A 16,991-nucleotide genomic window follows, 5' to 3' on the forward strand; every position below is an offset into this window, starting at 1 on the left:
ATACAGTCAAATAAAACCTGCCGACGACATATCAAGGAGATAGAAATGTCCGGTCTACAAACGAAACCCCAGGAAAAACCCAAACCGGTCACTGCCCGTTTTGATGATCTGTTTACTCAATCCGGCATCGACATCAGCACCGAAAATCCGCATCTGGTGCTGCACATCGCCGATGCCCACAGCGATGTAGAGCCTGCCACCGCCCTCCCCGATCAAGCCTTGAAGGGCAAGCTGCAAGCACGGTTCGAGGGCGCTGAACACACGGCCATCGGCGACAACACACTGCTGCGCTTCAACGAAGATGCCCAACCGATCCTCGCGCAAAACGTGCCATTGCATCTGCCCAATGGCTTGGTGCTCACCTACGGCCAAGTGCTGGCGCTGGGCGGCGACTTCTACGGCATCGTCGATCAGCCGATCAACGAAGGCGCAACACCGGTCGACCGCCTGCAACGCTTCAACGCGGCGTTCAATTCTCTCGCGGTCACTGCCGCTTCAAGGGCCGAAGCAACACAGATTCTCGCGGTCATGCAAAAAGAGATCGACGCGGTTAAACAGGCAATAAAGGACGGTAAACATCCTCACGAGGCCTATGACGCGCTAGGAGATACGTTGTCCGAAGAGTGGAACAGAATCACCGGCGGCGGCAGTTTTATCTCGGCGCTGTTTCCACTGGGGCGCTATCTGAAACTGGCGGCGAACAATGCTGATCATTTCGGCGAATGGGCAAAACTGGCCTACATCGCCGGCCACACTGCGGCCTTGCAAACCGCCATGGCCGCCCACGCCAATCACGATGAGCCGCAACTGGAACGGGCTTACGCGATGAACGCGTTTGCCGACCACTTCCTCGCCGACCTGTTTTCCTCCGGCCACCTGCGTGTGCCACGCAAGGCGTTGGCTGCTGCGGTCACGCCGAGCGATCTGGGTTCATTGATTACGCGTTTCATGCACGACGAGGACAGCAAATTCGGCCTCAGCGTGCGCAACGCTTATGGCGATCAATGGCGTGCGTTCGGCGACAAGCGCTACTTCGAAGCCACCGACGCCGACAACCGCCAGCAGGTCAATCAAGCGGTGCAAGCCTCGGCGGACGAAGTGTTTGCGGCGTATCTCAGCGGAAAAATGCCCGTTCCGTCCACGTTTTCTGCACTGCAACGGCTGCCGGATCTGACGGCTGTGTTGAACCCGGCAAACAATTTCTCGGCGCTGTTTCGCACACAGGGCAGCAAGGTGCTGCGGCGCAAGGATGTAAACAACCTCAATGACACCGCGACCGTCGACGACTGGTGGGGTTGGAGCACGTACCTGCTGCTCAAGGATTACCACCCCAGCGGCAACACCAATCAAGGAGATTGACCATGACGATCAAACTGAAACTGGAACTGGCCTCGGGCCAATCACTGAAGGGCGCGCCTCTGGAGTTATTGGCCAAAGGCCTGCCAATTGCCCGGGCGACGGTGGATGCCCAAGGTTATGCAACCTTTGATGCCAACCCCATTGCCGGCCTCCTCGCTGTAAGGGTCGACCGTTCAATTCTGCCGCGCCACTGACAACATCCGCCCCCCCTGTAGGGACTGCCGCAGGGGGGCTTTGAAATGGCTGGAAATGAACGGTTTAAAACACGCCCAGCAAAAGTCTCTTACCGTGCAGAACCGCCGTGAATGGATCACGGCCCACTACGCACGGAGAGCGCCCCTCATGATTTTTGTCCCACCCACACTTGCGCAATTTCTGCCTCATTCATCTGAAACGGCAACCGTGAACCTATCGGAACTGAGCGATCACCTGATCATTGAAGTCCCGGACTCCAGCGACTTTGCAGCCAACTGGAGCGTCTACGCCATTCTCGGCGAAGATCCCGAAGAGCCTGAATGGGCTGGCGAAGAAGTCGACACCGGCGCCTGGGATGACGCCGAGGACGAGATGGAAAAACTGACGGGCATCGAATTGCAGATTCCAAAGGAAGTGCTGAAGACGTACGTGAATTGCGAAATCGAACTGCGCTACAAGTTTCAGGATGAATCGAGCATGGAGCCGTTTTCGGCCCCGTTGATGCTGCGTATCGAAGCCTGATGTCCGGGCGTGCCTGTTGATCGGGCGCGCCGCTCAAAAGACATAGACCGTTCGTCGGGACTGGTATTTCTTACAGGTGCCAGCCATTTCGGATCTCGGCCTTAATGGCTGAGGAGTTAACGAACCGGCTCCGACAGCGCCAAGCCGTAACTTGCGCTCATTCAACGGTTTGAAGGGACAGTGAAAAGGAATTTGATCATGACTGCACACGTAAAAGTGTTGGCTGCTCCAGAGCTCCAGGAAGCCGTGAACGGGGTACTACACGTTGGCAAATTGCAGGAAAAAGCCCACGGTGTGGTAAACGCTTACGCAAACCAGGCTGCCGGCGACGTAGTTGCGCTACACGTAAAAACGTCTACCGGTAACAGCTTTGAAACCGAAATCACAGTGACTGACTTGCAGGCCGGAAAGCCCCTCGTGCTCGCTGTTCCCAAAGATGTTTTTGAGAAAAAACTCGTTCCAAAAGCCACTGCCGATCTGCACTACACCGTGGCAAGAGGAGGGCAGAATCTCGGGAGCTCCGACATTCTGCATGTGAATCTCGAACGCTAAACAGCAATCACCCCTGCGCCTGCGCCTCTTCATGGGCCTGGCGCAGTCTTTCACGGCTATTGGTCAGGTGCAGACGCATGGCCGCACGGGCCGCATCGGAATCCTGGCGGGCGATCGCCTCATAAATTTCTTCGTGCTCGCGGCTCAGGCGATTCATGTAGTGCTGTTGATCATCATGGGCCAGACGCGCCGAATTCAGCCGCGTGCGCGGGATGATGCTGGTGCCCAGGTGGGTCATGATGTCGGTGAAGTAGCGGTTGCCGGTGGACAAGGCTATTTCGAGGTGGAAGGCAAAGTCCGACGCGACGGCATCACTGGCATGGGACACGCTATCGTTCAGCGCATCGAGGGCGGCGCGCATGGTCGCCAGTTGCTCGGGGCTGCGGCGTTGTGCAGCGAGGCCGGCGGACTCCACTTCAAGGCTGATGCGTAATTCAAGAATAGCCAGCACATCACGCAGGGTGACGACCGTGGCCGGGTCGATACGGAAGCCGCTGGGGCTCGGCGTATCGAGTACAAAAGTGCCGATGCCATGACGGGTTTCCACTTGCCCGGCCGCTTGCAGTCGGGAAATCGCCTCACGCACCACGGTGCGGCTGACGCCATGGGCTTCCATGATCGCCGACTCGGTGGGCAACTTGTCGCCGCGCTTGAGCAGGCCATCACGGATCTGCTCGCTCAGCACCGTCACTAATTCCTGTGCGAGGCTGCGGCGCTTGCGCGGAAGGCGCGGGGTGTCGATCAGGTTTTCCATGGTTTGTATCGGGTCTCGAAAATTCGGCTTGGTTGGCATCATAGCTCAAGCGGGTTGTACGATCACTTTCCGTTAACACCACAAATCCTGTGGGCGTTGGCTTGCCAGTTCCCACGGGATTTGTGTCGTGATCATGCCGTTACGGTTTGCTCAACCAAATGGCCGCCGTCGATCCGCACATGCCGTGGGTGGAATCGTTTCAGGCTGCTGCGATGGCCGACGCTGACGATGCTCAACCCCGGCAATTGATCGATCAGCGCCTGATACAGCGTCGCTTCGTCTTCTTCATCCATCGCCGACGTGGCTTCATCCATGTACAGCCATTGTGGTGCGTAGAGCAGCGCGCGGGCGAAGGCCAAGCGCTGTTGCTCGCCCGGCGACAACATGCGCTGCCAGTGATTGGCTTCATCTACACGGGCTACCAGATGCGGCAACCGACAGGTTTCCAGCACTTGTGCATAACGCTGCGGCGTATAGGTATCGCCCGGCTGTGGATAACTCAGCGCTTCGCGCAGGGTGCCGATGGGCAGATAGGGTTTCTGCGGCAGGAACAGATAACGCGCCGCTGGCAGACGAATATTGCCGTGCCCCGCCGGCCACAAATGCCCCATCGCGCGCAACAGCGTGGACTTGCCACTGCCGGAACGGCCACTGAGCATGACGCGCTCGCCCGGTTCAACGGTCATGTCGGCACTGGTCAACAGATGACGACCGTCGGCCAGATCCAGCCCCAGGTCATGCACCTTCAGCTCACTGCCTTGATTTTGCACATCAATGGCCGGCGGGCGGTCTTCGTTGTCGGTCATCGCCTGCCGGAAACTCAGCAAACGATCACAGGTGGCGCGCCAGGAGGCGAGGCTCTGGTACGCGTTGATAAACCAGCTGAAACTCTCTTGAACGTTGCCGAATGCCGAGCTGATCTGCATCAACTCGCCCAGTTCGATCTTGCCGGCGAGGTAACGCGGCGAAGCAACGATGAACGGGAAGATAATCGCGGCCTGGCTGTAACCGGCGGTGAAAAACGTCAGGCGCTTGGACACTTTCATGATGTCCCAGAAGTTATGCCAGACCATCCCGAAACGGCTGCTCAAGCGACGGTTCTCGTTCGGTTCGCCGTTGTACAACGCGATACTTTCGGCATTCTCGCGAATCCGTACCATGGAAAAACGCAGGTCAGCTTCAAAGCGTTGTTGCTGGTTGTTCAGACCGATCAAGCGACGACCGATCAAATGCGTCAGCCAGCTACCCACCACGGCGTAAACCAGCACGCACCAGAACATGTAGCCGGGAATGGTGATGCCATAGATTTCGATGCTGCCCGATACGCCCCACAAAATGATCGAGAACGACACCAGACTGACGATATTGCGCAACAGCCCGATACCCAGTTCAAGGGTGTTGGACGTGAAATTGTTGAGGTCTTCGGAAATCCGCTGGTCCGGGTTATCGGTGTAACCGCCCTGCTCCAGTTGGTAATAATTCTTGTCGGCGAGCCAGCGCGAGAAATGCTTTTCGGTCAGCCACGCCCGCCAGCGGATCGTCAGCATCTGCGTCAGATATTGCCTGTACACGGCACCGACAATCGCCACGGCCGCGATCACACAGAAGTACAGAATCAGATGCCAGAACGCCGCTTCGTCCTTCTTTTGCAAAGCGTTGTAAAAATCCTTGTACCAGGTGTTGAACCACACCGAGATCCCTACGCTGAGCAGCGAGAGCGCTATCACCGCAATCAGCAGCGTCCAGGCCTTTACCTTCTCTTCACTGCGCCAGTAAGGCGTGATCATCGCCCACACTTTGCGAAAAAACTGGCCGCGCACAGCATCGTTGACCGCGGAATGTTCAGCGTTCGGATTCATGGATAAGGCTCGATATGGAAGAGAACAGACACGCACCGATCATAAATGATCGGTGCGTTTTATCGCGAGGGCTGCCGATAGTCGTTCAGCGCAGGTTCAGCGACGAACCGGGCGCTTCTGCAGTTTGCGCTGCAGGGTGCGGCGGTGCATGCCCAAGGCGCGAGCCGTGGCGGAGATGTTGCCTTCGTGCTCGGTGAGTACGCGCTGAATGTGTTCCCACTGCAGGCGATCGACCGACATCGGGTTTTCCGGCACCAGACTGTCGAGGTCGGCGTGTTCGGAGAGCAGCGCGGCGAGTACGTCGTCGGCATCGGCCGGCTTGCAAAGGTAGTTGCAGGCGCCGCGCTTGATCGCTTCGACCGCCGTGGCAATGCTCGAATAACCGGTGAGGATCACCACGCGCATTTCCGGGTCCAGCTCCAGCAACTTCGGCAGCAATACCAGCCCGGAGTCGCCGTCCATTTTCAGATCGAGCGCGGCGTAGTCCGGCAGGTCAGCCTGGGCAATGGTCAGGCCTTCCTCGGCGGAACCGGCAGTGCTGACGCGAAAGCCGCGGCGGGCCATGGCGCGCGCCATGACTCGGGTGAAAGTCGCGTCGTCGTCGACCAGCAGCAAATGCGGCAGTTCTTCGCCTTCCACTTGGATTTCGTCACTCATTTTGCTCTCCTCGGGCACCGTGAGGCAGGCGCAGCTCGGTGAGCGTGCCGCCTTCCTCATGACTATAGAGTTTCACTGAGCCGCCGGCGCGTGTCACGCTGGCCTTGCTCAAAAACAGGCCCAGGCCGAAACCTTTGCCCTTGGTGGTAAAAAACGGTTTGCCAATCTGCTCGGCGATGGCCAGCGGCACACCGGCGCCATGGTCCCGAATGCTGATGGTCAAGTTTTCCGCGTCCCAATCCAGCGTCACCTGAAGGTTCTCCGGGCAGGCGTCGGCGGCATTGTTGAGCAGATTCAACAGTGCCTGGGTCAGATCCGGCGGCGGTGCCATGCGCGGCACCGCACCCTGGCCGAGACGCTGGAAGCGATAACTGGCCTCCGGACGCATCAAGTGCCAGCGGTTCAGCGCTTCGTCGAGCCAGACCGTGACGTCCTGCATCTCGACGGCCAGGCGCCGATTGGCCTCCGCGGCGCGCACCAACTGTTGCAGGGTTTCCTTGCAGAGCTTGACCTGGTCCTGCAGCACCTTCAGATCGTCTTGCAGCATCGGGTCGGGATGATCCTGCTGCATCTCTTTGAGCAATACGCTCATGGTCGCCAGCGGCGTACCCAATTCGTGAGCGGCGCCGGCGGCCTGGGTGGCAACGGCGAGCAATTGCTGGTCGCGCAGACCTTCCTCGCGACGAATCGCACGCAACTCCTCCTGACGACGCAACTCCTCGGCCATGCGCGCAGCAAAGAACGTGATCACCGCCGCCGCGAGCGCGAAGCTCAGCCACATGCCATAGACCTGCAGGTTCTCCCGGGCGATCGGCAAGGTTTCCAGCGGGTAGAACCGCGTCAGCATCAGGGTGTACAGCGCCAGTGCGATACCGGACAGGACCACCGAATAGCGCCAGGGCAGCGTCACCGCAGCAATGGTCAGCGGCACCAGATAATAGGAAACGAACGGGTTGGTCGAACCACCGGAGAAATACAGCAGCGCACTGTGGATCACCAGATCACAGGCCAATTGCAGAGCGTATTCGAGTTCGGTCACCGGCCACGAAGTACGCAAGCGCACAGCGGTGAAAACGCAGAGCAGCGTCGAACAGCCAAGCGTCATCGCCAGTTGCACCCACGGCAACGGCAACAGTTGCAGCCAATAGGCCAAGCCTACGGACCCGGCCTGCGCGGCGAGCACCAGCGTGCGGATGAAAGTCAGCCGCCAGAGGTTCTGGCGAGTGGCGGAAGTCAGTTGTACGGGGGCGAGCATGAGCTCTCCTGATGAGCGCTCCAGGCGGATCGCACGGAGTATAACCAAGCCGCGCCCTCGAGAGGCGAAAGTGCGGCAAACGACCACATGGCGAAAACATGTTCGGCGGCTATAAAAACGCCTTCGCGAGCAGGCTCGCTCCCATAGAGGAATGCATTTCAAAGGTGGGAGCGAGCCTGCTCGCGAATGGCTGCGCAGCAGCCCCGGGCATCTGTATAGAAGTTGTAACTGGGCGAACCGGAGCGCAGAAGCTACAGTCTGATGGTTTCACGCAGGCCCGAACCAACCCCTGCGCCCTCATCAAGGAGCCTTCATGCACACATTTCGCCGCCGCGCCGCCCTTCTCGCCCTGACCGTCGGCAGCATCGCCAGCCTCCCGGCCCTGGCCGCCGATGAGCTGCACTACAACCAGATTTCCCTGCGCGCCGAAGTCAGCCAGGAAGTGGCCCGCGACCTCATGATCGTGACCCTCTACACGGAAGAGCAAAACACCGACCCGGCCAAACTCGCCGCCGACGTCAGCACCACCATGAACAAGGCTCTGGCCCAAGCCAAGCAAGTCAAAGACATCACCCTGCGCCAGGGCAGCCGCAACAGCTACCCGATCTACGACACCAAAGGCCAGAAAATCACCGGCTGGCGTGAACGCGCCGAACTGCGCCTGGAAAGCGCCGACTTCGCTGCCCTGTCCAAACTCACCGGCGAACTGCTGACCGACCTGAAAATGGGCGGCATGGACTTCGCCATCGCCGACCCGACCCGCAAAGCCAGCGAAGACGCCCTGCTCAAAGAAGCCGTCACCGCCTTCAAGGCCCGCGCCCAACTGGCCACCGACGCACTCGGCGGCAAGGGCTACAAAATCGTCAACCTGAACCTCAACAGCAACGGCTACCCACAACCGTACCTGCGCGGCCCGATGATGATGAAAGCAGCGGGCATGGATTCAGCGCCAGTGACGCCGGAAGTTGAAGCAGGTACCAGCCAGGTCAGCATGACCGCGGATGGTTCGATTGAAGTGCTGATGCCGTGATGTAATGTGGGCTGAATGAAAAACCGGCGATCAGACAATGATCGCCGGTTTTTTTGTGCCTGGATTTTGTGGTGAATGCTCCGCCGCCATCGCTGGCAAGCCAGCTCCCACAAGGTCATGCGTCGATTTCAAAATCAGCACAAAAACCTGTGGGAGCTGGCTTGCCAGCGATGAACGATAACGCGGTCTCAAGCCTGCGGATCAACCCGATCCAGCGCCCGGTTCACCGCCAGTTCGGCCAGCATGATGATCTGCTGAATACCCAGCACCGTATTGCGCTGCGTGCCGCCAAGCTCATTGGCGAAGTTGCTGGCTGCGGCACTGGCCGAGGCCAGTGATTCACAGGCGTGAGCCAGCAGGCTTTCGGTGTCGACGTTGGGACAGACCATAAACATCGTGCTCGGTTGGCGCGGTTTTCTGGTTTCGGGACAGAGATAGAAATCGAGGGCGCGCTTGATCGCTTCGCGGTTTCGGGCGAGGTCATCGGCGCGCAGGGCTTCTTCGAGCGGGGTTGGTTTATCTTCGGGTGGATCGGGTACAGGCTTGGTCATTGGAATGTTCCTAATCAATAGCCAATCACTTGCCGTTTCTCACGCGACGGAGTGGTGGCAGCAGTGTGCGGGGTGAGAAACCGGTAGGAACAAGCCCGGCCGGACCGAAGTCCGCCCGCACACAGCCGCCATAGAACATTGCAGACAGCAGAAATGCCGGCGGCAATTATGGTGGTACTGATGTTGGATTAACAGTTCCTATGGGTTCTCACACCCGATCGCTGAACCTTCAGCGACAACCAAAGCCTAGAGATCGCACGTCCGACGGACAACCTGAAAACCTTGTGGGAAGGTTCTGGTGATTTCACACATCTCTAAACACACCAAAGTAATCGGGTGACTGGACGGGCCTCTTCGCGAGCAAGCCCGCTCCCACAGTTTGCACGGAGTACACCTGCCAGAAATGGGTCGGTTGTCAGGCCGCCATCGCTAGCCGCTCCCACAGCAACAGCAAAAGATCGCAGCCTACAGCGGAGACAAGCACACCCCGCACGCGGCGCATGCCGCCCCACTCAACACAATGAGCGCAAGCTCGAGTACCGCTCTTGATCTTAAAAGGCCCGTCGGCAGGCTGAGTGGAGGGATTGATCCGGGGGTGGGAGCGCAGCGACCGCTTGGCGAAGCCAAGCACATCGAGAGGAGGTGCAGCGCAGCAAACCGCAGGCGATGCGCCCGGATCAATCCCACAGCGAAGGAACAAGGCCTACTGGAAAACCGAGGACGTGAAGCTCGACAACCTGATCTTCTCAATCACCCCGGACGCCGCCGTGCGCCTGCAGAAACTCAAGGAATGTCGGCGCAGATGATCCAGCAGGATTGGGACAAGATCGGGATCAAGGCCAACATCGTCAGCTATGAATGGGGTGAGAACATCAAGCGCGCCAAAAATGGCGAACACGACGCGATGATCTACGGCTGGACAGATGACAACGGTGACCCGGCCTACGACAAACTCGTGCAGCAAGCCAAGGTGTCCACCGACAAGTCGCAACGGGTAAAACTGTATCAATAGGCCCAGCAAATTCTTAAACAACAGGTACCGATCACACCGATTGCCAACTCGACGGTGTTCCAACCGCTGCGCAAGGAAGTCACTGACTTGCGCATTAGCCCATTCGGCCTTACACCCTTCTATGGTGTGGGTATAAATAAGTAACACCAAGCCCCAAGGCGGCGCGCACAACGTGACCAGCGCACCATTTTGGGGCTTCGTTTGCACCGAAAAAATCGCCCGCAAACGGTCAAATGCGTCAACTTTTACACATATGCGACATTAAGGTACGTTCGTGCCACGGTTTAAGGCCGACAGTCGCTCTGCATCTTGCAATGGGTATGGCCCCTGCATAAGTATCCGCAGGCACGACTCACGAGGTCGTACCTCACAACTAAAAAATGACAACAAATCATGAGGCCAACATGCTTAAACACGCGGTCATTCCGTTTTTAGTCGGCGCAGGCTTGTTAGCCTCCGCACCATTCGCATCCGCTGCGACTAACCTGGTGTTCTGCTCCGAAGGGAGCCCGGCCGGATTCGACCCAGGCCAATACACCACCGGAACCGACTTCGACGCCTCAGCCGAAACCATGTTCAACCGCCTGACCCAGTTCGAGCGCGGCGGCACCGCCGTTATTCCTGGCCTGGCGACCAAGTGGGACATTTCCGATGACGGCCTGACGTACACCTTCCACCTGCGTGAAGGCGTCAAGTTCCACACCACCCCGTATTTCAAGCCGACTCGTGAGTTCAACGCCGACGACGTGCTGTTCACCTTCAATCGCATGATTAACAAGGATGACCCGTTCCGTAAGGCGTACCCGACTGAATTCCCGTACTTCACCGACATGGGGATGGACACCAACATCACCAAGATCGATAAAGTCGACGACCACACCGTCAAGTTCACGCTCAAAGAAGTGGATGCTGCGTTCATCCAGAACATGGCCATGAGCTTCGCTTCGATCCAGTCCGCCGAGTACGCTGCCAAGCTGCTCAAGGAAGGCAAGGCTGCCGACATCAACCAGAAGCCGATCGGCACTGGGCCTTTCGTGTTCAAGAGCTACCAGAAAGACTCCAACATCCGCTACACCGGGAACAAGGACTACTGGAAGCCTGACGATGTGAAGATCGACAACCTGATCTTCGCCATCACCACCGACCCGTCGGTACGTATTCAGAAGCTGAAAAAGAACGAGTGCCAGATCACCCTGTTCCCGCGTCCAGCCGACCTGAAAGCCCTCAAAGAAGACAAGTCGCTGAAAATGCCTGACCAGGCCGGCTTCAACCTGGGCTACATCGCCTACAACGTGATGGACAAGGTCAAAGGCAGCAACGAGCCAAACCCTCTGGCTGACCTGCGTGTGCGCCAGGCGCTGGACATGTCGGTGAACAAGCCGCAGATCATCGACTCGGTTTACCAGGGCGCTGGCCAGTTGGCCGTCAACGCCATGCCACCGACCCAGTGGTCTTACGACACCACCATCAAGGACGCCAAGTACGACCCTGAGAAAGCCAAAGAGCTGCTCAAGGAAGCCGGCGTCAAGGAAGGTACCGAGATCGTGTTGTGGGCAATGCCGGTACAACGTCCGTACAACCCGAACGCCAAACTGATGGCTGAGATGCTGCAGTCGGACTGGAAGAAGATCGGTCTGAACGTCAAGATCCAGAGCTACGAATGGGGCGAGTACATCAAGCGCTCCAAAGGTGGCGAGAACCAGGCCATGATCATTGGCTGGAGCGGTGACAATGGTGATCCGGACAACTGGCTGAACGTGCTGTTCGGTTGCGACTCGCTCAGCGGCAACAACTTCTCCAAGTGGTGCGACAAGAAGTTCGACGGCCTCGTCAAGGAAGCCAAGCGCACAACCGACCAGGCCAAGCGCACCGAACTGTACAAAGAGGCGCAACACGTCCTCAAAGATGCAGTCCCAATGACACCTATCGCTCACTCGACGGTGTACCAACCCATGCGCGCCAACGTGCAGGATTTCAAGATCAGCCCATTCGGCTTGAATTCCTTCTACGGCGTCAGCGTCAGCAAATAAAAAGACACAGCGGCGACGTTTCCAGCGTCGCCGCTGTTTTTTTCTGCCGATCAGCTAGGAATTTGCCTACAACCATTTCCGCCTGGTCTTACCAGAGTGGTACAGGCTGTGTTGCCTTTTCCTACGAGTCTTTAGGACTCAACGCATTTACTGCCAGACCCACGGCCCCTACCGTCGGGTTCTGACCAGTGACTGTGTGGGCTAACGGTTTGCTGTCCGCACTGGTTTGAGCTTGATGCAGCCACAACGTCCCCGGATGGGATCGCAGCGCATCGAAAAACACTAAAAAAGAGGGAGCGTCATGCGCCATACCTTGGTTTTTTCCGCTTTGCTGGGCGCCGGCCTGTTGGCCGCCACGTCCGCCAGTTTCGCCGCCCCCAAAAGCCTGGTGTTCTGCTCCGAAGGCAGCCCGGCGGGTTTTGATACCGCGCAATACACGACGGCCACCGATAACGACGCCGCCGAGCCGCTGTATAACCGTTTGGTCGAGTTCGAAAAAGGCGCGACCAATGTCGTCCCAGGTCTGGCTACCAAGTGGGATATTTCCGAGGATGGTCTCAAGTACACCTTTCACCTACGTGAAGGTGTGAAATTTCATACAACGCCTTACTTCAAGCCGACCCGCGATTTCAACGCCGACGACGTGTTGTTCACGTTTAATCGCATGCTCGATGCACAACAGCCCTTCCGTAAGGCTTATCCGACCGAGTTCCCGTATTTCAACGGGATGAGCCTGAACAAGAACATTGCCAAGGTCGAAAAGACCGGGCCACTGACCGTGGAGTTCACGCTCAACAGCGTTGACGCCGCGTTCATCCAGAACATCGCAATGAGCTTCGCCGCCATTCTGTCCGCCGAATACGCCGACAAGCTGTTGGCCGAAGGCAAGCCGAGCGACATCAACCAAAAGCCGATCGGCACCGGCCCGTTCGTGTTCAAGAGCTACCAGAAAGACTCGAACATCCGTTACACAGCTAATAAACAATACTGGGACCCGAGCCGGGTAAAGCTCGATAACCTGATTTTCGCGATCAACACCGACGCCTCGGTGCGCGTGCAAAAGCTCAAGGCTGGCGAATGCCAGATCACCCTGCATCCACGCCCGGCCGATGTCGAGGCGCTGAAGAGCGATCCAAAACTGCAACTGATCTCCAAGCCGGGTTTCAACCTCGGCTACATCGCCTACAACGTGCGCCACAAACCGTTCGACCAGCTCGAAGTGCGTCAGGCGCTGGACATGGCGGTGAATAAACAGGGGATTCTCAACGCCGTTTACCAAGGCGCCGGCCAGCTGGCGGTCAACGCCATGCCACCGACCCAGTGGTCTTACGACGATACGATCAAAGACGCTGCCTACAACCCGGAAAAAGCCAAAGAGCTGCTCAAGGCTGCCGGCGTAAAAGAAGGCACCGAGATCACCCTGTGGGCGATGCCGGTACAGCGTCCGTATAACCCGAACGCCAAACTGATGGCCGAAATGCTCCAGGCTGACTGGGCCAAGATCGGTCTGAAAGTGAAGATCGTCAGCTATGAATGGGGCGAGTACATCAAGCGCACCAAGAATGGCGAACACGACGTCAGCCTGATCGGCTGGACCGGTGACAACGGTGACCCGGACAACTGGCTCGGCACGCTGTACAGCTGCGATGCCATTGGTGGCAACAACTACTCGATGTGGTGCGATCCGGCTTACGACAAGCTGATCAAAGAGGCCAAGGTCGTCACCGACCGCGACCAGCGCACCGCGCTTTACAAACAGGCGCAGCAGTTGCTCAAGCAGCAAGTGCCGATCACGCCTGTCGCCCACTCGACGGTCAACCAACCGTTAAGCACGCGGGTTGAAGGGTTCAAGGTGAGCCCCTTCGGTCGCAACGTGTTCTCGGGCGTCAGTATCGATTAACCCAACCGATTAGCCGCAATGCTGAGGGGGGCCGTCTATCCCCCTCACGCAAGCGCTTTGCCGAAATTCGCCAATCTGGCCTTTGGCAAACGTTTGCGATGTGTGATTGAGTTCTAAACCAAATAGCCGGACGACCAAAAAAAGACCGGTATAAAAAGAAAGTAAAGGAGCTTCACCCATGAAACTGAGCAGCACCGCGATACTGGCTTTGGCCATCAGCAGCATCACCGCCACGGCGTATGCAGAACCTGTCAGTCAGGAGTTCGTCCCGACTACCCTGGCCGGCAGTAGCGCCCAAAGCGAGGCCAAAGGCTTTATTGATGGACAGAGCCTGGGCGGCACAACCCGTAACTTTTATGCCAATGAACTGAAGCGTCGTGACGACAGTTTCAGCTACGTGAAGAACAGCGACAAGAACACCACGCCACAGGTCAGAACCAAAACCCCGCGTCGTATCAACTGGGTTCAGGGCACCATCGTTAACTACACCTCGGGCTTCACCCAAGGCACCGTTGGCGTGAGCACTGAAGTGGCCGCCTACAACGCCATCGTTCTGGATCGTGACCGTAAGGACATCGCTGGCGGCTCCAACCGCACCCTCGCCGACTCCGACGGCGACGCTGTCGGCCAGTGGAGCAAACTGGGTCTGGCCAACGTCAAGTTCCGCGTATCGAACACCACCCTGACCGCCGGTCGCCAGAATTTCAGCACGCCGATCGTCGATGTCATCGGCAACCGTCCGCTGCCTTCGAGCTTCGAAGGTATCAGCCTGCACAGCGAAGAATTCAGCAACCTGTCGTTTGACCTGGCCGGTTTCGACCGCGTCTCGCCACGTACCGAACAGAGCCTGTCGAAATTCCGTTCCGAGTACTCGGCCACTGGTGTTGAAACCGACAAGGTTTACACAGCCGGTTTGAACTACCAGCCGCTCAAGAGCCTGAAAACCAGCCTGTATGTCGCGAACGTTGAAGACTTCTGGAACCAGTACTACTTCGGCGCCACCCACGAACTGGGTGACAGCCAGGTCCTGAGCCTGACCACCGGTCTGAACTACTACAAGACTGTCGACGAAGGCAAAAAGTTGATGGGCAACATCGACAACGACACCTACTCGCTGTCGCTTGGTCTGACTCACCAGGCACACAGCCTGACCTTCTCGTACCAGGAAGTGAACGGTAACGAGTACTTCGACTACCTGCACGAAACCAACGGCATCTACCTGGCCAACTCCTTGCTGTCGGACTTCAACGGCCCGAACGAGAAATCCTTCCAGATCGCTTACGGCTTGAACATGGCTGAATACGGCGTACCTGGCCTGAAGTTCAACATCTACCAGGCGCGCGGCTGGGGCATCGACGGCACTCACTACCGTGGCACGGCTTACACCGATCCAGGAGCCAAGCGCGGCGACCTGAGCCTGATGAATGGCGAGAGCCACTATGAATACGGCGTCGGTGCTTCTTACGCCGTGCAGAGCGGCCCGCTCAAGGCCACCGCTATTCGTGCGACGTACACCACTCACCGCGCCAGCGAGCACCAGGCTGACGGCAACATCAACGAGTTCCGTCTCGTGACCACCATCCCATTCAACATCCTGTAAAAACGCTAACCGACGGCTGACTCATGAAGAGTCGGCCGTTCGGTTTTTTGTCTTCAACCGATTGCAGAGGGTTATCGATGAAAATGCTTCCCCTACGTGCGGCCGTTGCTGCCGCGTTGTTGAGCGCCGCCATCGGCGTCTCGGCCAAACCCTTGGTGGTCTGCACCGAAGCCAGTCCGGAAGGCTTCGACATGGTCCAGTACACAACTGCAGTCACAGCCGACGCGGTGGCCGAAACCATCTTCAACCGGCTGGCGGACTTCAAGCCCGGCACCACCGAAGTGATACCGGCGCTGGCCGACTCCTGGGACATCAGCGATGACGGTCTGACCTACACGTTTCACCTGCGCAAAGGCGTCAAGTTTCACACCACCGATTACTTCAAGCCGACTCGCGACATGAACGCCGACGACGTGGTCTGGAGCTTCCAGCGTCAGCTGGACCCGAATCACCCGTGGCACAAACTGTCGAGCGTGGGCTTCCCATACTTTGAGAGCATGGGCTTCAAGGAACTGCTCAAAAGCGTAGAAAAAGTCGACGACAACACGGTCAAGTTCACCCTGACCCGCCGCGAAGCGCCGTTCCTGGCCGACCTGGCCATGGCGTTCTCCTCGATCTACTCGGCCGAATACGCCGACCAGTTGCTCAAGGCCAACAAGACCGGCGACCTGAACAGCAAGCCGATCGGCACCGGCCCGTTCATCTTCCAGCGTTACGCCAAGGACGCTCAAGTACGGTTCAAGGCCAACCCGGACTATTTCCGTGGCAAGCCACCGGCCGATGCGCTGATTCTGGCGATTGCCACCGACAACAACGTGCGCCTGCAAAAACTCAAGGCCAACGAGTGCCAGATTGCGCTGTATCCGAAGCCGGATGACATCCCGAGCATCAAGAAAGACAGCAACCTGAAAGTCGCCGAACTCGACGCGATGACCGTGTCGTATGTCGCCATGAACACCCAGCACAAATACATGAGCGACGTGCGGGTGCGCAAAGCGATCGACATCGCCTTCGACAAGGAAGCCTACGTCAACGCGCTGTTTGGCAAAGGTAACGCCACCGTCGCAGTCAACCCGTACCCGCCAACGCTGCTGGGCTACAACCATGACTTGAAGAACCCGCCTCGCGATCTCGACAAGGCTCGCGCCCTGCTCAAGGAAGCCGGTGTTCCAGAAGGCACCACGTTTACCCTGTTTACCCGCAACGGCGGCGGCCCGACCAACCCCAACCCGATGCTCGGCGCGCAGATGATGCAGGCTGACCTGGCGAAAGTCGGGATCAAGATCGACATCCGCGTGATGGAATGGGGCGAAATGCTCAAACGCGCCAAGGCCGGTGAGCACGACATGGTCTCGGCCGGATGGGCGGGCGACAATGGCGACCCGGACAACTTCCTGACGCCTATGCTCAGCTGCGAGGCGGCCAAGAATGGCGAGAACTACGCGCGCTGGTGCAACGAGAAATTCCAGGCTCTGCTGGATGAAGCACGGGCTAAAGTAGATCCGGCCGAACGCGCGAAACTCTACGAGCAAGCCCAGGTCCTGTTTAATCAGGACCAACCGTGGATCAGCATGGCCCACACCCGGATGTTCACTGCAATGCGCAACAACGTAGAGGGCTACCACATCAGCCCTCTGACAACTAATAACTTCGCCACCACCCAGGTGAAGTAGATAAGAAACGCCCGGCCTCCCTGCCCCCAGGGAAGCCGGGTA

At 58.1% G+C, this 16,991-nt stretch carries 14 protein-coding genes and 1 pseudogene; 10 read left to right on the forward strand and 5 right to left on the reverse strand.

Annotated features, from left to right (window positions below; translation table 11 throughout):
* The first annotated feature begins 45 nt into the window (after window positions 1-45).
* From K5E40_RS05825 to K5E40_RS05840, 4 genes are all read left to right on the forward strand, one after another.
* Complete coding sequence (locus K5E40_RS05825) at window positions 46-1,359, forward strand: phospholipase (protein ID WP_221730056.1); 1,314 nt, start codon at window positions 46-48, stop codon at window positions 1,357-1,359.
* Between the two features lie 2 nt (window positions 1,360-1,361).
* Window positions 1,362-1,553 (forward strand): hypothetical protein, encoded by a 192-nt coding sequence (locus tag K5E40_RS05830; RefSeq protein WP_221730057.1) that lies wholly within the window; start codon window positions 1,362-1,364, stop codon window positions 1,551-1,553.
* Window positions 1,554-1,761: 208 nt separating this feature from the next.
* On the forward strand, window positions 1,762-2,076 hold the full coding sequence (locus K5E40_RS05835) for a hypothetical protein (RefSeq protein WP_311775940.1): 315 nt from the start codon (window positions 1,762-1,764) through the stop codon (window positions 2,074-2,076).
* Window positions 2,077-2,274: 198 nt separating this feature from the next.
* On the forward strand, window positions 2,275-2,628 hold the full coding sequence (locus tag K5E40_RS05840) for a hypothetical protein (protein ID WP_221730059.1): 354 nt from the start codon (window positions 2,275-2,277) through the stop codon (window positions 2,626-2,628).
* Between the two features lie 7 nt (window positions 2,629-2,635).
* Here the strand turns inward: K5E40_RS05840 and K5E40_RS05845 are convergent, their stop codons facing one another.
* The 4 genes from K5E40_RS05845 to K5E40_RS05860 all read right to left on the reverse strand — a co-directional run bounded on the left by K5E40_RS05845 (window position 2,636) and on the right by K5E40_RS05860 (window position 7,153).
* Window positions 2,636-3,382: a FadR/GntR family transcriptional regulator gene (locus K5E40_RS05845; protein ID WP_221730060.1), complete on the reverse strand. Its 747-nt coding sequence runs from the start codon at window positions 3,380-3,382 to the stop codon at window positions 2,636-2,638.
* A 131-nt stretch (window positions 3,383-3,513) separates the two neighbouring features.
* The gene (locus K5E40_RS05850) at window positions 3,514-5,241 is read right to left on the reverse strand and encodes an ABC transporter ATP-binding protein/permease (RefSeq protein WP_221730061.1); all 1,728 of its coding nucleotides are present in this window, start codon (window positions 5,239-5,241) and stop codon (window positions 3,514-3,516) included.
* A gap of 96 nt (window positions 5,242-5,337) precedes the next feature.
* A complete protein-coding gene (locus K5E40_RS05855) occupies window positions 5,338-5,898 on the reverse strand; it encodes a response regulator transcription factor (protein WP_003221630.1) in 561 nt (186 codons plus the stop codon).
* Complete coding sequence (locus tag K5E40_RS05860) at window positions 5,891-7,153, reverse strand: ATP-binding protein (RefSeq protein ID WP_221730062.1); 1,263 nt, start codon at window positions 7,151-7,153, stop codon at window positions 5,891-5,893. Before K5E40_RS05860 ends, K5E40_RS05855 begins: the two co-directional genes overlap by 8 nt.
* Window positions 7,154-7,466: 313 nt before the next feature.
* On the opposite strand from K5E40_RS05860, the gene K5E40_RS05865 reads away from it, so the two are divergent.
* The gene (locus tag K5E40_RS05865; RefSeq protein ID WP_221730063.1) at window positions 7,467-8,183 is read left to right on the forward strand and encodes an SIMPL domain-containing protein; all 717 of its coding nucleotides are present in this window, start codon (window positions 7,467-7,469) and stop codon (window positions 8,181-8,183) included.
* A gap of 188 nt (window positions 8,184-8,371) precedes the next feature.
* Here K5E40_RS05865 and K5E40_RS05870 read toward each other — a convergent pair whose 3' ends face one another.
* Window positions 8,372-8,734 (reverse strand): DUF6124 family protein, encoded by a 363-nt coding sequence (locus tag K5E40_RS05870; RefSeq protein ID WP_221730064.1) that lies wholly within the window; start codon window positions 8,732-8,734, stop codon window positions 8,372-8,374.
* A 763-nt stretch (window positions 8,735-9,497) separates the two neighbouring features.
* Here K5E40_RS05870 and K5E40_RS05875 point away from each other — a divergent pair.
* The 5 genes and pseudogenes from K5E40_RS05875 to K5E40_RS05895 form a co-directional block, all read left to right on the forward strand.
* Window positions 9,498-9,890: pseudogene (locus tag K5E40_RS05875) on the forward strand (ABC transporter substrate-binding protein); the annotation flags it as partial.
* 260 nt (window positions 9,891-10,150) lie between these two features.
* Window positions 10,151-11,776, forward strand: a complete 1,626-nt coding sequence (locus K5E40_RS05880) for an ABC transporter substrate-binding protein (protein WP_221730065.1) — start codon at window positions 10,151-10,153, stop codon at window positions 11,774-11,776.
* A gap of 301 nt (window positions 11,777-12,077) precedes the next feature.
* Entirely contained in the window at window positions 12,078-13,676 is a 1,599-nt protein-coding gene (locus tag K5E40_RS05885; RefSeq protein ID WP_221730066.1) for an ABC transporter substrate-binding protein, read from the forward strand.
* A gap of 178 nt (window positions 13,677-13,854) precedes the next feature.
* A complete protein-coding gene (locus K5E40_RS05890) occupies window positions 13,855-15,276 on the forward strand; it encodes an OprD family porin (RefSeq protein WP_221730067.1) in 1,422 nt (473 codons plus the stop codon).
* Between the two features lie 77 nt (window positions 15,277-15,353).
* Window positions 15,354-16,949 carry an ABC transporter substrate-binding protein gene (locus K5E40_RS05895; protein ID WP_221730068.1) on the forward strand — a complete coding sequence of 532 codons (1,596 nt, stop codon included), beginning with the start codon at window positions 15,354-15,356 and terminating at the stop codon, window positions 16,947-16,949.
* Window positions 16,950-16,991: the final 42 nt, after the last annotated feature.

It is taken from the genome of Pseudomonas baetica, from assembly GCF_019733355.1.
In the GTDB taxonomy this organism is placed as follows: Bacteria; Pseudomonadota; Gammaproteobacteria; order Pseudomonadales; family Pseudomonadaceae; genus Aquipseudomonas; species Aquipseudomonas baetica_A.